Source organism: Micromonospora sp. NPDC051006, assembly GCF_044456245.1.
Classification (GTDB): domain Bacteria; phylum Actinomycetota; class Actinomycetes; order Mycobacteriales; family Micromonosporaceae; genus Micromonospora.
In genome coordinates this window covers 448,893-463,930 of record NZ_JBITFP010000004.1, presented here as the reverse complement: position 1 = coordinate 463,930, position 15,038 = coordinate 448,893, and the positions used below count along the sequence as shown (strand labels likewise).

13 protein-coding genes and 1 pseudogene are annotated in these 15,038 nt (G+C 71.5%); 7 read left to right on the top strand and 7 right to left on the bottom strand.

What is annotated here, in order from left to right; genetic code table 11:
- Positions 1–287 (bottom strand): annotated as a pseudogene (locus tag ACIBBA_RS10790) (hypothetical protein); the annotation flags it as partial.
- A 1,172-nt stretch (positions 288–1,459) separates the two neighbouring features.
- On the opposite strand from ACIBBA_RS10790, the gene ACIBBA_RS10785 reads away from it, so the two are divergent.
- The gene (locus ACIBBA_RS10785; protein WP_396695918.1) at positions 1,460–1,801 is read left to right on the top strand and encodes a hypothetical protein; all 342 of its coding nucleotides are present in this window, start codon (positions 1,460–1,462) and stop codon (positions 1,799–1,801) included.
- Positions 1,798–2,457, top strand: coding sequence for a nucleotidyl transferase AbiEii/AbiGii toxin family protein (locus tag ACIBBA_RS10780; protein WP_396695916.1), 660 nt, complete (start codon positions 1,798–1,800; stop codon positions 2,455–2,457). Before ACIBBA_RS10785 ends, ACIBBA_RS10780 begins: the two co-directional genes overlap by 4 nt.
- Positions 2,458–2,554: 97 nt before the next feature.
- On the opposite strand, the gene ACIBBA_RS10775 is transcribed toward ACIBBA_RS10780, so the two are convergent.
- Positions 2,555–3,457 (bottom strand): SDR family oxidoreductase, encoded by a 903-nt coding sequence (locus tag ACIBBA_RS10775; RefSeq protein WP_396695914.1) that lies wholly within the window; start codon positions 3,455–3,457, stop codon positions 2,555–2,557.
- A 206-nt stretch (positions 3,458–3,663) separates the two neighbouring features.
- Here ACIBBA_RS10775 and ACIBBA_RS10770 point away from each other — a divergent pair, with 206 nt between their 5' ends.
- Positions 3,664–5,454 carry a bifunctional metallophosphatase/5'-nucleotidase gene (locus ACIBBA_RS10770; protein ID WP_396695912.1) on the top strand — a complete coding sequence of 597 codons (1,791 nt, stop codon included), beginning with the start codon at positions 3,664–3,666 and terminating at the stop codon, positions 5,452–5,454.
- A 77-nt stretch (positions 5,455–5,531) separates the two neighbouring features.
- Here ACIBBA_RS10770 and ACIBBA_RS10765 read toward each other — a convergent pair whose 3' ends face one another.
- Entirely contained in the window at positions 5,532–5,720 is a 189-nt protein-coding gene (locus tag ACIBBA_RS10765; RefSeq protein ID WP_350877208.1) for a hypothetical protein, read from the bottom strand.
- A 303-nt stretch (positions 5,721–6,023) separates the two neighbouring features.
- Positions 6,024–7,184, bottom strand: a complete 1,161-nt coding sequence (locus ACIBBA_RS10760; protein WP_396695909.1) for a geranylgeranyl reductase family protein — start codon at positions 7,182–7,184, stop codon at positions 6,024–6,026.
- A gap of 155 nt (positions 7,185–7,339) precedes the next feature.
- Between ACIBBA_RS10760 and ACIBBA_RS10755 the strand changes: the two genes are divergently transcribed.
- Both ACIBBA_RS10755 and ACIBBA_RS10750 read left to right on the top strand, forming a co-directional pair.
- Positions 7,340–7,576, top strand: a complete 237-nt coding sequence (locus ACIBBA_RS10755) for a hypothetical protein (RefSeq protein WP_350877212.1) — start codon at positions 7,340–7,342, stop codon at positions 7,574–7,576.
- A gap of 85 nt (positions 7,577–7,661) precedes the next feature.
- Positions 7,662–9,107 (top strand): MFS transporter, encoded by a 1,446-nt coding sequence (locus ACIBBA_RS10750; protein ID WP_396695907.1) that lies wholly within the window; start codon positions 7,662–7,664, stop codon positions 9,105–9,107.
- Between the two features lie 630 nt (positions 9,108–9,737).
- Here ACIBBA_RS10750 and ACIBBA_RS10745 read toward each other — a convergent pair.
- The 3 genes from ACIBBA_RS10745 to ACIBBA_RS10735 form a co-directional block, all read right to left on the bottom strand.
- The gene (locus ACIBBA_RS10745; RefSeq protein WP_396695906.1) at positions 9,738–10,340 is read right to left on the bottom strand and encodes a hypothetical protein; all 603 of its coding nucleotides are present in this window, start codon (positions 10,338–10,340) and stop codon (positions 9,738–9,740) included.
- Between the two features lie 1,076 nt (positions 10,341–11,416).
- Complete coding sequence (locus ACIBBA_RS10740; protein ID WP_396695904.1) at positions 11,417–12,124, bottom strand: hypothetical protein; 708 nt, start codon at positions 12,122–12,124, stop codon at positions 11,417–11,419.
- 461 nt (positions 12,125–12,585) lie between these two features.
- Positions 12,586–13,065, bottom strand: coding sequence for a VOC family protein (locus ACIBBA_RS10735; protein WP_396695902.1), 480 nt, complete (start codon positions 13,063–13,065; stop codon positions 12,586–12,588).
- 117 nt (positions 13,066–13,182) lie between these two features.
- Here ACIBBA_RS10735 and ACIBBA_RS10730 point away from each other — a divergent pair, with 117 nt between their 5' ends.
- On the top strand, positions 13,183–14,055 hold the full coding sequence (locus tag ACIBBA_RS10730; protein WP_396695900.1) for an MEDS domain-containing protein: 873 nt from the start codon (positions 13,183–13,185) through the stop codon (positions 14,053–14,055).
- Positions 14,052–15,002 carry an anti-sigma factor RsbA family regulatory protein gene (locus ACIBBA_RS10725; protein ID WP_396695898.1) on the top strand — a complete coding sequence of 317 codons (951 nt, stop codon included), beginning with the start codon at positions 14,052–14,054 and terminating at the stop codon, positions 15,000–15,002. Before ACIBBA_RS10730 ends, ACIBBA_RS10725 begins: the two co-directional genes overlap by 4 nt.
- Positions 15,003–15,038: the final 36 nt, after the last annotated feature.

Genomic DNA, 15,038 nt, shown 5'->3' with positions numbered 1-15,038 from the left:
ACCGCGGCCCGCTCGTCCAGACCCGACTTCTTCGTCCCGGCGATGATCGCCTTCACATTCTTGGTCTGCTCGTCGTTCAGGTCGATACGCGACTGGGTGCCCTGCACGCCGTGCGGGATCAGCTTGGCCTTGTCCACACCAGGCTTGTCCGCCTGCACCGCAACGGCGGTGGGCTTGGCGTCCACGGCCGGCGCGGCGGCGTGAGCGGCCACGGGGCCGGCGAAGATGCCACCGGCGAAAGCCAGACCAGCAACACTCAGAACGCTCTTACGCATGATCGTGTTCATGGGAAAGCTCCAATTCGGGGGTAGACACCCACAGCCGATAGGGGTCGGCACAGTGCGCGGGTGTGCAGCACCTCGACAAGGCGCTCAACAAAACAAGGGGGAAAGTCTTCAGGCCGGGCCACACGACAGAGGGCTCATCGACCAAGGGGTCCGACGCGCGGGGGGCTTACGGCGTCGGGTCCATGTGTAACGACCGGGGGTTGGCCGTCATTCCGGGGGCCGGCTCGTCGGCCAGGTCCAGATGTAACGACCGGCTGCCTACCATCATTCCCGGGGCGGGCCCATCGGCCGGGGTCCAGGTATAACGACCGGGGGGGTGGCCGTCATTCCGAGGGTCGGCTCGTCGGCCGGGTCCATGTGTAACGACCGGCTGGCTGCCGTCATTCCGGGGCGGGCCACCGTCGGCGACCGGGTCAACCGGCCGGCGGGCGGGGCTGCTACCTCGGCCGTCGGGGGCATTCAACGACGCCCGGCGGCCCACCATTCCGGCCCCGGGATGCCCCCGGTCACACCCCAAACCACCCAAACCGCCCAGCCGGAACCCAACGCCAAGCCTGCTCAACCGTGAACCGGACAGTCACCCCAGGCCGTCGGGCCAGCAACTCTCCCGGCCCGGGATCGAACCCGGACAGACGGTCCCAGACCACCTCACGGGAACCAAGCCCCGCTGGATCACGCTTGCCTGGGCAAGGTCCTCAACCACCGCCAACGTCAACAAACCGACGGACGGGGCCTACGACGAGTGACCTGCTGGGGCACCGCCAAAGCCACAGTCGCCTGACGGAAGCCATGGTCAGGGGATCGACTCGGAATCACTGAAGTCGGCGGGACCAGGCGAACCGGACACCCCGACATCACAGACCACGGGACGATCAGACCCGAAACGGGCTTGATCCACTCCAGGTCGCCGACATGGCGGTGTGCCGGTAGCGCGGATACCGCCATGTCGGCGAAACGAAGTGGATCACCGTCCGCGCCCGTCAGAAATGCCCGGATGACCACCGGGGCGTGCCCGAGCAGGACCGGGCAAGACCGGCGCAAGACCAGGCGGGACCGGGCGGGACCAGGCAGGACCGGGACAGGACCGGGCGGGACCAGGACAGGACCGGGCCCGTCGCGCGGGCGTGCGGTGGCAATACCCCACAAACCGAAGGTGGGGTTACCCTGACAGCATGCAGGGCGTCTCCCCCACCGCGACCGGCGTGGCCTTCCTGGCCCGCCCGGGTCGCCCTGCCGTGGTCGCGCGGACGCTCACCGAGCTGGCCGGCCCGACGCGCGGGGTGGTGGAGCTGCCGGTGCGGCTGATGTGGAACGCGGACCGCACGTTCGACCTGGGCGACCCGGATCAGCTGCTCTGGCTGTACGAGAACGTGCTGCGCGAGACCACCCGCACCGACGACCTGCGGCTGCTGATCAACGGGCGGACGTTGCGCCGGGTCTGGCGACTGCTCAACCTGCCCCGAGGGGTACGCCAGGCCTGGGAGAGCCGCCACCGCGGTCTGCGTACGGCGTGAGCAGTCCGCATCTGCACGAGTTCTACCGCGAGGTGGCCCGGGTGTCCCTGTCAGCGGCAGGGCCGCACCGGTTCGTGCTGGGTGGCGGGGTGGCCTGGGCGGCGCACGGGCTGGTGGCCCGGCCGACCGAGGACGTGGACCTCTTCGCCGACGTGGAGGGCGCGGCCGCGGCCGCGGCGACCGGCGTGCGGGCGGCGTTGGAACAGGCCGGGTTCCAGGTCACCGACGCGGACCCGGACAGCGACCTGGCGGACCTCTTCGAGGGGTACGGGCGGGACATGAAGGACTTCGTGGTGAGCCGGGACGGCCGGCAGATCCGGCTGAGCCTGGCGCGCCTGGACCGACACCGGAGCCCGGTGGTGATGGATCTCGGCCCGGTGATGGACGTCCGTGACCTGGTGGCCAACAAGATCGCCGCGCTGGTGAACCGGCGAGAGGTTCGCGACTACATCGACGTCTCGGCGGCACTGGAGCACTACGACGTCAGCGAGCTGTTGGAGCTGGCCCGGCAGGTCGACCCCGCCCTGGACCCGGAGGACGTGCGGGCGGCCGGACGCTACCTTGACCGCCTACCCGACCAGCGCTTCACCCGCTACGGCCTGGCGCCCGCCGACGTGGCCCGGGTCCGGGCGCGCCTCTCCACCTGGCCCCGCTGAAACTCCGGGCCCCTGACCGCCTGGCCCCGCCGAGACACCGCGCTCGCCCGCGGCCACCCGGGTGGCCGCGGGCGAGCGCGACCACCCGGGGCGGAACTCACTTGGTGGGGCGACCGCCGGTGACGCCCAGAATCTCCCCGGTGACGTAGCTGGACTCCTGCGAGGCGAAGAAGACATACGCCGGGGCCAGCTCGGCCGGCTGGCCGGGACGACCCAACGGGGTGTCCTTGCCGAACTGCTCCACCTGCTCCTCCGGCATGGTCGCCGGGATCAGCGGCGTCCAGATCGGGCCGGGCGCCACCGCGTTCACCCGGATGCCCTGCTCGGCGAGGTCCGCGGCGAGCGCCTTGGTGAAGTTGGCGATCCCCGCCTTGGTGGTGGCGTAGTCCAGCAGCGGCGGCGACGGGTCGAACGCCTGGATCGACGAGGTGTTGATGATGGCCGACCCCTCGGCCAGGTGCGGGACGGCGGCCTTGCAGAGCCAGAACATCGCGTACAGGTTGGTCTTCATGACCCGGTCGAACTGGTCGGTGCTGATCCCGAGGATCCCCTTGTCCTGGGACATCTGGTACGCCGCGTTGTTGACCAGGATGTCAATGCCGCCCAGGTCGCTCAGCGCCCGCTCGATCAGCTGACGGCAGTGCGCCTCGTCGGTGATGTCGCCGCGCACCGCGACGCCACGCCGGCCGGCCTCCTCGACCAGCCGCACGGTCTCCCGGGCGTCGGCGTCCTCGTCCTCACCGAGGTACGAGATGAGCACGTCGGCGCCCTCCCGGGCGAACGCGATCGCGACGGCTCGGCCGATGCCCGAGTCACCGCCGGTGATGACCGCGCGCTTGCCGTCGAGCTTGCCGCTGCCCCGGTACGACTCCTCGCCGTGGTCCGGCTTCGGCGTCATCTCCTGCGTCGACCCGGGCGGCGACTGCTGCTGGCCGGGCTGGCCGGACTGCTGCCCGTACTGGCTGGTCGGGTCCTGCTGCGTGTACTGGTCTTCACTCACCGCTGTCTCCTCGCACCTTCGGATCCGGTCCTCGCGGATCCGGTCCCCGACGGCCGTACCCTCCGGTCGCCCGGGGAAACGACGCGGCCGCTGACACCGATGGCGTGGGCGGGAACACCTGGGGCTGGCGTGGCACGAGTGAGCACCGGTCGTTATGGTGCGCGAGGCGCCCACGAGGCGCGTCCACCCCCATGGAAGGGCACGTCATGACCTCTCCCTCCAGCCCGTCGCGGCGTCAGGTGCTCGTGGCCGCCGCCGCGGCGGCGACCGCCCCGCTGATCGCCGCCGCCCCGGCCCAGGCGGCCGGCGCGCGGCCGCGCACCTGGGACCTCACTCTGCTGGGTACGTCGGACACCCACGGCAACGTCTACAACTGGGACTACTACCGCGACGCCGAGTACGACGACAGCAAGCAGAACGACGTCGGCGTCGCGAAGCTGGCCACCCTGGTCAACCAGATCCGTGCCGAGCGGCGCGGCAAGGCCACGCTGGTGCTCGACGCCGGCGACACCATCCAGGGCACTCCGCTGGCGACCTACTACGCCAAGCAGGAGCCGATCACCGCGACCGGCGCGAAGCACCCGATGGCCCGGGCCATGAACGTCATCGACTACGACGCCGTGACGCTGGGCAACCACGAGTTCAACTACGGCCTGCCGCTGCTGGACCTGTGGATCCGCCAGCTCGGCTTCCCGGCCCTGGCCGCGAACGCGATCAACGCGAAGACCGGCAAGCCGGCGTTCCTGCCGTACGTCATCAAGAAGGTCTCCCTCGGCTTCGCCGCGCCGACCCTGCGGGTCGGCATCCTCGGCCTGACCAACCCCGGTGTGGCCATCTGGGACAAGGGCAACGTCGAGGGCAAGCTCCGCTTCGACGACATGATCGCCACCGCGGCGAAGTGGGTGCCGATCATGCGCGCCCGGGGCGCGGACATCGTGCTGATCTCGGCGCACGGCGGCGACAGCGGCACCTCCAGCTACGGCCCGGAACTGCCGAACGAGAACCCGGTGGCGCTGATCGCGCAGCAGGTGCCGGGCATCGACGCGATCCTCTTCGGTCACGCCCACAACGAGGTCGTCGAGAAGTTCGTGACCAACGAGCGCACGGGCGAGCAGGTGCTGCTCTCCGAGCCGTCCAAGTGGGGTCAGCGCCTCACCCGGATGGACTTCACGCTCGCCCGCGAGCACGGCCGGTGGGCGATCACCAAGAAGTCCGCCACCATGCTGAACACCAACACCGTGGTGGAGGACCCGAAGGTCCTCGCCGCCGTGCGGGCGCAGCACGAGAAGACCATCGCGTACGTCAACCAGGTCGTGGCGCAGGCCACCGTCGAGATGTCCACCGTCGAGTCGCGGTACAAGGACACCCCGATCCTGGACTTCATCAACCACGTCCAGGCCGAGACGGTCAGCAAGGCGCTCGCCGGCACGCAGTACGCCAGCCTGCCGGTGCTGTCGCAGGCCTCACCGTTCAGCCGCACCGCCGTCTTCCCGGCCGGCGACGTGAAGATCCGCGATGTGGCGGGGCTCTACGTCTTCGACAACACCCTCGAAGCCGTGGTGCTCAACGGCGCCGAGGTGCGCGCGTACCTGGAGTACTCGGCGAAGTACTTCCGGACCCTCGCTCTCGGCGCCCCGGTCGACCCGGAGCAGATCAGCGACTCGCCGGCGGTGCCGGACTACAACTACGACGTCATTTCCGGCCTGGACTACGACATCGACATCTCCAAGCCGGTGGGTCAGCGGATCACCCGGCTGGTGCTGGCCGGCACCGAGACCCCGGTGGCGGACGACGCGCAGTTCGTGATCGCGGTGAACAACTACCGGCGTAGCGGCGGCGGGAACTTCCCCGGCATCGTCAAGACCCAGGTCTACAACGAGCAGCAGGAGATCCGCCAGCTGCTGATCGACTGGGCGCAGGCGAAGGGGACCATCGACCCGGCCGACTTCTACCAGCCGAACTGGAAGCTGGTGCGCGAGGGCGTGCCGGTCTTCTGACCGATCCGGATCGGACGGGCCGCGGGCGGTGACGCCGGCGGCCCGTCCGCGTCAGCGCGCCGGACAGGGTCGTCGGGTCAGGCGCCGTGCCGCAGGTCCCAGCGCGCCGGGTCGTCGTCAGCCGGCCGACCTCGGCCCGGGTCGGTCTCGGTCAACGCGACCAGCTCCTCCGGGCGGACCGCGGCGGGCAGCTCACCGAACCGGACATGCCGCAGGAAGGCATAGTCGTCGTCGGTGAACGGCGGTACGGAGTGCGCGTCAGTCATCTGCGGCCTCCTTCGACGAATCCATTGTCTGCCGCCGAGGTGGGCCGTCGCCATCTCTTGCGTTGAGAGCTTCCCCGGGTGGATCCCCCGCAGCCCGACGACCCACGTCACCGCGCGTAAGGCATCCTAGGATCCTGGGTGGAACGGTGAGGACCTGTCGGGGGCTGCTCGCCCTCGGCGGGATCGGGTCAGGCAATCACCACCGCCCAGGGCGACAGACAGCCGATCATGCACATGTGGTGCCCAGTAACTGGCGCTACGCCCCTTTGGTGAGGCACCACAACTGCATGATCGCCGCGGTGGTCAGGTCGGCAGGTCGGCGGACGAGCCGCGCCGGCGGGGCGCCGGAAGCCGATTGAGCAGTGCCAGGGCCGCCCGCACCGGGGCCCGGGACAGCGTCTCGTCGAAGCTCACGCTCCCCTGGCAGAAGCGCACGAACATCCGCCAGCCCGGCGGGGTCGCCACCAGCGCGTGGAAGAGCTCCGGGCGACGCTCGAAGAGATTCAGCAGCCGGTAACCGGCCCGCATCGACGGCAGCAACCGCGCCGCGACCGCCCGCTCATAGCCGGCCAGGTCGCCGTCGGCGACCGCCGCGCCGGCCAACGCGCCGGAACGCAGGGCGAAGCTGATCCCCTCCCGGCTCCACGGCTCGAGCAGTCCCGCGGCGTCGCCGGCGACCAGCACCCGGCCGCGGCGCAGCGGCGAATCGTCGGCCCGGCACCGGGTGAGGTGGCCCGAGTCGTGCGCGGCCGGCGCGTCGGCCAGGCCGAGCCGGTCGACGAACCGGCGCAGGTACTCCCGGGTGCGCTCCCCCGAACCCCGGGCGGCGATCACGCCCACGGTGAGCCGGTCACCCTTCGGAAACACCCAGGCGTACGACCCGGGCAGCGGACCCCAGTCCAGCAGCAGCCGGCCCCGCCACAGCTCCTGCTGCTCCGGCGGCACCTCCAACTCCAACTCCAGGCCCAGGTCGACCTGCCGGTACTGGACACCCACGTGCCGGGCGGTCACCCCGGACGAGCCGTCCGCCCCGATCACCGTACGAGCCCGCACGGTCGTACCGTCGGCCAGCCGCAGGCGTACGCCGTCCGCATCCTGCTCGATCGCGCGCACAGTGGCCTGCTCGCGGACCTCGACCCCGGCGGCGACCGCGGCGGCGCGCAGCCGGTCGTCGAACTCCTCCCGGCGGACCATGGTCACCAGCGGCTCGGAGTGCCGGCGGGTGAACCCACGTCGCCCGTCCCAGGTGAACGTGACCCGGTCGACCCGGTCGTGCGCGGGTACCTCGATCCGATCGTGCACCTCGGCCAGCGACGTGCCGATCAGCCCGCCCCCGCAGGTCTTGTAACGCGGGTGAGCGGCCCGCTCGACGACCAGCGTGCGTACGCCCGCGCGGGCCGCGGCGTACGCGGCGGAGAGCCCGGCGGGGCCGCCGCCCACCACGGCGAGGTCCCAGACGATCACGGGTGAAGCCTAGGGCACCGGCGCGCCACCGGGCCCGGTGGCGCGCTCCGGGCAGCGGTCGCCACCGCCCGATCGGGTGGGCATCTTCGGTGACGCAGGGGGTAACCGGCGCAGCGCAACCGCCTGCTCAGGGCGGACAGGCAGAGGAGGGAACCATGCAGCAGGAGCAACTGTCGGACGTCGAGCAACGGGTCTACCAGGCGGTCACGACGCTCGAGGCCCGCGGTCAGGTGCCCTACCCCGACCTGATCGCCGAGGAGTCCGGTCTCACCAGTGATCAGGTACACGCGCCACTGCACCTGCTCACCGAGAAGAACCTGCTGCACCGGGAGGACTCGCCGATGGCCGGGCTCGACTTCGGGCCCCGATTCTGCGCCCGCCAGATGGCGTGACCCGCGGGACCACCCGCGACGATTCGCCCCCCGGTGACCGGGGTAGCGGTCAGAAATGCATGATCGACGGTCAACGGGGGGCGCGATGAGCGCGGCGGACACGCCGCAGCAGGCCGACATCGACCCGGCCGAGAACCGGCGGCGCTGGCAGGCCCTCGGGGTCGGCCTGGTCGCCGCGTTCATGACGCTGCTGGACGTCAGCATCGTCAACGTGGCCGTGCCGTCCCTGGACCGGGCGCTGCACGCCTCCCCCAGCGACCTGCAGTGGGTCCTCTCCGGGTACGCGCTGACCTTCGGTCTCGCCCTGGTGCCGGCCGGCCGCTTCGGCGACGCCCGCGGCCGGCGCAACGCGTTCGTCTTCGGCATCGCGCTCTTCACCGTGACCAGCGCGCTGGCCGGTCTCGCCCCCTCCCCCACCTGGCTGGTGGCCGCGCGGCTGCTGCAGGGCGCCGCCGCGGGCATCGTCAATCCGCAGGTCACCGGCGTCATCCAGCAGCTGTTCCGGGGACCGGAGCGGGCCCGCCCGTTCGCGCTGCTCGGCGCCACCATCGGCATCTCCACCGCGGTCGGTCCGCTGCTCGGCGGGCTGCTGATCGCGCTCGGCGGTGAGGAACACGGCTGGCGGTACGTCTTCTTCGTCAACGTGCCCGTCGGCATCATCGCGGTGATCCTCGGCTGGCGACTGCTCCCCGGCAAGCAGAAGGAGCAGGCGGATCGACACCGGCTCGACCCGGTCGGCGTGCTGCTGCTCGGCCTCGGCGTGGTGCTGGTGCTGCTGCCGCTGGTCCAGCAGCAGCAGTGGCACACCCCGTGGAAGTGGGTGCTGATCCCGGCCGGCCTGTTGGTGCTGCTGGCCTTCGCCCTCTGGGAACGCCGGTACGCCCGGCAGCAACAGCCCCTCTTCGACCTGCGGCTGTTCGGGTTCCGGTCGTACGCCCTGGGCTCGCTGATCGCGCTGATCTACTTCGGCGGGTTCACCGCGATCTTCTTCATCTTCACGCTGTTCCTGCAGAACGGGCACGGATACAGCCCGCTCATCGCCGGCCTGGCCATCACGCCGTTCGCGCTCGGTTCGGCCGCGTCCTCGGCGATCGGTGGCCGGTTCATCAACCGGCTGGGCCGTCCGCTGGTCGCCGCCGGACTGCTCGCGGTGGTCATCGGCCTCGCCGGAACGGCGCTGGCCCTGCGGCAGTTCCCGGACGCGCCCGCGCCCTGGGTGGCCGCCGGTCCCCTGCTGCTCGCCGGGCTCGGCAGCGGCCTGGTGATCGCGCCGAACCAGACGCTCACCCTCTCCCAGGTGCCCGTCGGGCAGGCGGGCAGTGGTGCGGGCATGCTCCAGACCGGCCAGCGGATCGGCGCCGCCGCCGGCATCGCCGCCGTCGGCTCGGTCTTCTTCACCAGGCTCGCGAGCAGTCACGGCAACTGGACGACCGCGTTCGAGTACTCCCTGGTGGTGGCCACCGTGATCATCGCGATGGCGCTGGTCGCCGCGGTGGTCGACATCGCTCTGGGCCGGAGGCACCACCACTGAGCGGCCGGCGCCCGGCCACCGATGCCGTGCCGGTGGCTCCACCGCCGGTGGCGCACCGTCCGTGGCGCACCGCCGTGGGCCACTCGTGTTGGGGTGACGCCCACCTTGATGACCGCGATGCCCCGGAAAGCTTCACCAGCCGCTGACTCCGCCGCCGCGTGTCACCTGGCTGGGGTGACGGCGCGCTCGCCGAGGCCGCGCCCACGGTGAATCTTGGACACTTACTGTCAGCTGCGGACGGCAACTGTCCAAGATCCGGTATCTGCGGGATGCTCGCCGTTCGTGGCGCAGGGTTTGCCGGCGGCGGCAGACGTCAACGGCCGGCACCCAGGTGGAGTACCGGCCATCGTGGTCACAACGCGCCGCTGGCCGGCACTCGGTTGGGTGCCGGCCGAAGTGCGCCGCTGGGGGCAAGCGCTTGGGGGGCCGGCCGAACTGCGTCGCTGGGGGCAACCGCTTGGGGTATGGGCCGAAAGTGCGTCGCTGGCCGGCAACCGCTTGGGGTGTCGGCCGGTAAGTGCGCCGCTGGCCGGCGCCCTCGGGTGGGTGCCGGCCAAAGGGGATCGGGATATGCCGCTGGCCGGCACCCGTGTCAGGGTGCCGGCCAGCGGTCAGATCGCGCTGTGGTTGTCAGCTGTTCCAGTGCTGGGCGACGAGGTCAGCGGCCTGCTGCTCCCACTGGGCGTAGGCGTCCGGGTAAGCCGACACCTGCACCGTCTGCGCGGCCTCGGTCAGCGGCATGTCCTGCCAACCATCAACCTGCTTCAGACCCTTCTGGAACGCCATCGTCGAGTACACGGGATCGGTGATCTGCTCCGGCGTACCCCAACCCGAGGAGGGGCGCTGCTGGAACAGACCCAGCGAATCATGGTCGTTCATGTCGCCGAGGTGGCCCAGGTTCTCCAGCTTCGACTCCTGCAGCGACGTGGCGATCGAGATGACCGCGGCCCGCTCGTCCAGACCCGACTTCTTCGTCGCCGCGATGATCGCCTTCACATTCGCGGTCTGCTCGTCGTTCAGGTCGATACGCGACTGGGTGCCCTGCACACCGTGCGGGATCAGCTTCGCCTTGTCCACACCCGGCTTGTCCGCCTGCACCGCCACCGCCACGGCGGTGGGCTTGGCGTCCACGACCGGCGCAGCGGCGTGAGCGGCCACGGGGCCGGCGAAGATGCCACCGGCGAAAGCCAGACCAGCAACACTCAGAACGCTCTTACGCATGATCGTATTCATCAGGAAAGCTCCAATTCGGGGGTAGACACCCACAGCCGATAGGGGGTCGGCAACATGCGCGGGTGTGCAGCACCTCGACAAGGCGCCCAAATACAAGGGGGAAAGTCTTCAGGCCGGGCCACACTCGGGGCTCATCGACCAGGGGGTCCGACGCGCGGGGGGGCTTACGGCGTCGGGTCCAGGTGTAACGACCGGCGGCCTGCCATCATTCCGGGGGCGGGCCCATCGGCCGGGGTCCAGGTGTAACGACCGGGGGTCGGCCGTCATTCCGGGGGCCGGCTCGTCGGCGGGTCCACGTGTAACGACCGGCTGCCCGCCGTCATTCCGGGGGCCGAGCCACCTTCAGCGACCGGGTCAACCGGCCGGCGGGCGGGGCTGCTACCTCGGCCGTCGGGGGTATTCAACGACGCCCGGCCGCCCACCATTCCGGCCCCGGGATGCCCCCGGTCACACCCCAAACCACCCACAACCGCGCACCGCCCCGGCAACACCGCACCTACGACTCGGGAGCGACCCGGACAATCACCCCAGATCGCGTGGCCGGAGAGCTCCGAGCCGTCGCCCTGACCAGCACAGGCCCGTCGGTGCGCTACCGGACAACCGGCGAACCAAGCGATCGGCCGCCCACGACGACCGGAAACCATCAACAGTCGAACGATCGACTCGAGATCCGTGAAGTTGGGCAGTTGGTGCCGAGGGACACTCCGACTTCACAGAACTCGAGTCGACCAACCCGACAACCCGCCTGATCCACTCCAGGTCGCCGACACGGCGGTATCCGCGCGGTGAGAACACCGCCATGTCGGTGAAATGGTGGAGGCCGCACCGGGCCCACTTCGCGTGGAGGCCGCGCCGGGCCCACTTCGCGCGGAGGCCGCGCCGGGCCCAGCGCACGGAGGCCGCGGCCTGGCCCAACGCGCCGACGTGCGCGGACGTGGTGCGGTCGCGCGGACGTCCGTGCGGTCGCGCGCGCCGACGTCCGCAAACGTGGTGCGGCCGCGCAAAAGTGGACCAACCCGCACAGACGGAACCGGCCGGCCCCATAACGGGGCCGGCCGGTGTCGAGGTTCAGTACGTCACCAGAGCTGCTGGACGACGTCCGCCGCCTGCTCTTCCCACTGCGCGTAGGCGTACGGGAACGCCGAGACCTGGACGGTCTGCGCGGCGGCGGTCAACGGCAGGTCCTGCCAGCCGCCCACGTTCTTCAGCGCGTTGAAGAACGCGGTGGCGCTGTAGTCGGGGTCGGTGATCTGGTCGGGCGTGCCCCAACCGGACGACGGGCGCTGCTGGAACAGGCCCTGCGAGTCGTGGTCGTTGTACGCGCCGAGGTGGCCGAGGTTGTACAGCTTCGACTCCTGCAGCGACGTGGCGACACCGACCACCGCGCCCCGCTCCCCCACGCCGGACTTCTTGGCCGCCTCGACGATGGCCTTGGCGTTGGCGAGCTGTGCGTCGTCCAGCGGGATGCGCGACTGGGCGCCCTCGACACCGTGCGGGATCAGCTTGTCCCGGCTCGGCTTGCCGGCTTGCGGCTTGCCGCTGCTGGAACCGGTGGTCAGGCCGGACTCGACCGGGGTACCCTGCTTCTCCGCGTTGGCCTTGCCGGTGGCGAGGTCGATGGCGGCGACGGCACCCTCGTGGGGTCCGGAGGTGATCGGGGCGGCGACCGCGGTCGGCCCGAATGCCAGGCCGCCGAGGGCGGCCACGCCCACCACGCTCAGTGCGGTCTTGCGGTAAGAGTCCTTCGCGATGGCCGGGAGCCATCGAGTGAAGTCGACCTTCACGATGGTTGCCTCTCGATCGTGCGAAGCGCTCCGGGATGAGCACTCCTCGGGGGATGTCCGCACCGGTAATGGGTTTGGGGTCGGGCGGTACGGGGGACACAACCAGCCAGGCGTGTCGGTCATTCCGGAAATGCCAGGGCCCGGCCGAGTTGCGGTCCCGGTCACCGCCCCGAACGGGACGATCGGGCTGGACGGCGGGTAAGCGGGCACGCCGAACCGGCCGTACGCCCCGGACCAGCGGTAACCGGGCAGGCCGTGGCCAGGCCGCGTTGCGCGGACGACAGCGGCACGCACCGCCCACGCCCCGGCGGACATGCCGAAGCCGGCATCATGGCCCCAGGAGGGATCGGAGAGCGGCGGAGGTGCGGGTGACCGGCATCGGCGAGCCGGCCGGAGACCGACGAGCGTCGCCGCCGCCGAGAGCGGGCCAACGCGGAGAAGAAGGTCGGCCGGCCAAGATCTCAGCCGCTCGCGCCGGGCCCCTCGGTGCCGAAGCCGTCGAGGGCGGCCCGCTCGTCCTGGCTGCGCAGTTCCTGGAAGACCGTGATGTGCAGGTCCGCCGGGGCGTCGAGGCGGGCGTTGAGCGACTGCCAGGGGGTGACGGTCGGCGGCGCGACCTGCTCCGCGCCTGCGGCGACCAGCCGTTCGGTGGCCGCCCGGGCGTCGTCCACCTCGAACGCCACCCTGATCCGGGGCGCCACCTGCCGGCCCACCTCGACCTCGTCGATCATCCGCTTCTGCGCCGGGTTGGCGATCTCCAAGGTGGCCCGGCCGGCGTCCAGGATCATCACCCGGGCGTCGCCGTCGCCGGTGAACGCTGCCTCCTCGGGCAGGCCCAGCGCGTCGCGGAAGAAGGCGACGGCCGCGTGGTAATCCTCGGCCTCCACCACCAGTCGGAGCTGGCGGACGGCAGGCGGCCGGTCGGGCGCGTCACTGGTCATGCCGACGGAGCCTACCGCCCATGTGCAGCCTGCCCGGCCGGCAACGGGCATACCAGGGCATCGGGCCCGGTAGGGGCGAGAGCTAGAGTGAGGCGGCGTCGACCGGAAGGCGATGAGGTGACTGCTGTGGATGTGGTTGACCAGGTGCGCCTCGGCGATCACGTCTGCTGGACGTACGACGAGCGGACCGAGGGCCTCGACGCCGTCGGCCGGTTCGTCACCGGCGGCCTGCGCCTCGGCCATCGGATCCTCTGCTTCCTCGACGCGCTGACTCCCGACGCCGTGCTCGCCGACCTCGCCGCCCGCGGCGTGCCGACCGGCAGCGCGCTCGCCGACGGCCGACTGCGGCTGGTCCCGGCCGGCGGCAGCCACCGCCCGCAGGGTGGGTGGGACCGGCCCCGGATGATCGCGGCCCTCGCGGCGGAGACGGCCCGGGCCGGGCACCCGGGGTACGCCGGGCTGCGGCTGGTCGGCGATATGGCCTGGGCGGTCCGCGCCAGCACCCCCGTGGCGGAGCTGCAACGGTACGAGTCCCAGGTGGACGCCCTCGTCCCGGACGGGCGGGTTGCCGCGCTCTGCCTCTACGACCGGCGGCTCTGCACCGACGCGCAGATCCGCGCGGTCGCGGCGGCGCACACCGTGACGGCGGGCCCGGACGCCGGCCGACGCCCGACGCCCCTGCTGCGGGCGTACCGGACGACGGATCCGTGTGGGCTGCGCCTGGTCGGCGAGGTCGACCGCAGCAACGGTGACGCATTCAGCGCCATGCTCAGCGACGTCGCCGGCTGGGCGCCCGCGGGGCGACCGGCGGTGCTGGACGTCTCGGAGTTGGCCTTCGCCGACGTACGCGCCGCGTACGCCCTGCTGGGCGTCGGTGCGGTGCCGCCGAGCGACCGGGTGCGGCTGGTCGGATGTCGACCGGCGTTGCGGCGGCTGCTCGACCTGGTCGGGCAGGGCTCGGGCATGGAAACCGTGGGCGACCCGGCATGACGATGCTGGACACGACCGGATGGCCGACGGACGGTCTCGCCCACGAAGGGTTCTTCTACGGAGATCAGCGACACCTGCTCGACGGGGTGGCGCCGTTCATCGCGGAGGGCCTCGCCGGCGGGGAACCGGTGCTGGTCGCCCTGCCCACGGTCAACCTGGCGCTGGTCCGCGACGCGGTGGGCGAGGCCCCCGGTCTGCACTGGACCGACATGGGCGAGGCCGGGCGCAACCCCGGCGCGATCCTGCCGTGGGTGCTCCAGGCGTTCGTCGACCGGCACCCGGGCCGGCGGACCCGCATCGTCGGCGAGTCGGTGTGGTCCGGGCGCAGCGACGCCGAGTACGGGGCGTGCGCGCAGCACGAGGCGCTGGTCAACGCCGCCCTCGCCGAACGCGGCGTGAGCCTGCTCTGCCCGTACGACGCCGGCCGGTTGGCCGAGGCGGTGCTCGCCGACGCCTGCGCGACGCATCCGGTGATCGTGGGCCCCCAGGGGCGTCGGCCGAGCGCCGGCTTCGCACCGTCCGATGTGCTCGTCCGCTACAACCAGCCGCTGCCCGCGCCGGCGCACCCGGTGGCGGCGTTGGACTACGCCCTCGACACGCTGCCGGAGGTACGCCGGTTCGTGACCGGGTACGCGGAGACCGCCGGCCTCGACGCCGGCCGGGTGGCCGACCTGCAGATCGCGGTGACCGAGTTGGCCGCCAACAGCATCACGCACGCCGCTGGCGGCGGCACCCTGCTCGTGTGGTGCACCGACGACGACCTGGTCTGCGAGGTGCGCGACGATGGTTGGTTCACCGATCCGCTGGCCGGCCGGTTGGCGCCCGCCCCGGACGGCGTGGGCGGGCGCGGGCTGGTGATCGTGCACGCGCTCTGCGACCTGGTCCTGCTGCGCAGCACGGCGGCCGGCACGATGGTCCGGCTGCACATGCGCCGCTGGAGGGGTTGATAGCTGCCGAGGGTCGATATTGCGGCATGATGCATT

What these genes read in the sequence shown, in the direction of transcription:
- ACIBBA_RS10785 (WP_396695918.1), top strand. Translation starts at nt 1,460, where the DNA reads ATGCAGGGCGTCTCCCCCACCGCGACCGGCGTGGCCTTCCTGGCCCGC.
- ACIBBA_RS10770 (WP_396695912.1), top strand. Translation starts at nt 3,664, where the DNA reads ATGACCTCTCCCTCCAGCCCGTCGCGGCGTCAGGTGCTCGTGGCCGCC.
- ACIBBA_RS10765 (WP_350877208.1), bottom strand. Translation starts at nt 5,720, where the DNA reads ATGACTGACGCGCACTCCGTACCGCCGTTCACCGACGACGACTATGCC.
- ACIBBA_RS10755 (WP_350877212.1), top strand. Translation starts at nt 7,340, where the DNA reads ATGCAGCAGGAGCAACTGTCGGACGTCGAGCAACGGGTCTACCAGGCG.
- ACIBBA_RS10750 (WP_396695907.1), top strand. Translation starts at nt 7,662, where the DNA reads ATGAGCGCGGCGGACACGCCGCAGCAGGCCGACATCGACCCGGCCGAG.
- ACIBBA_RS10745 (WP_396695906.1), bottom strand. Translation starts at nt 10,340, where the DNA reads ATGAATACGATCATGCGTAAGAGCGTTCTGAGTGTTGCTGGTCTGGCT.
- ACIBBA_RS10735 (WP_396695902.1), bottom strand. Translation starts at nt 13,065, where the DNA reads ATGACCAGTGACGCGCCCGACCGGCCGCCTGCCGTCCGCCAGCTCCGA.
- ACIBBA_RS10725 (WP_396695898.1), top strand. Translation starts at nt 14,052, where the DNA reads ATGACGATGCTGGACACGACCGGATGGCCGACGGACGGTCTCGCCCAC.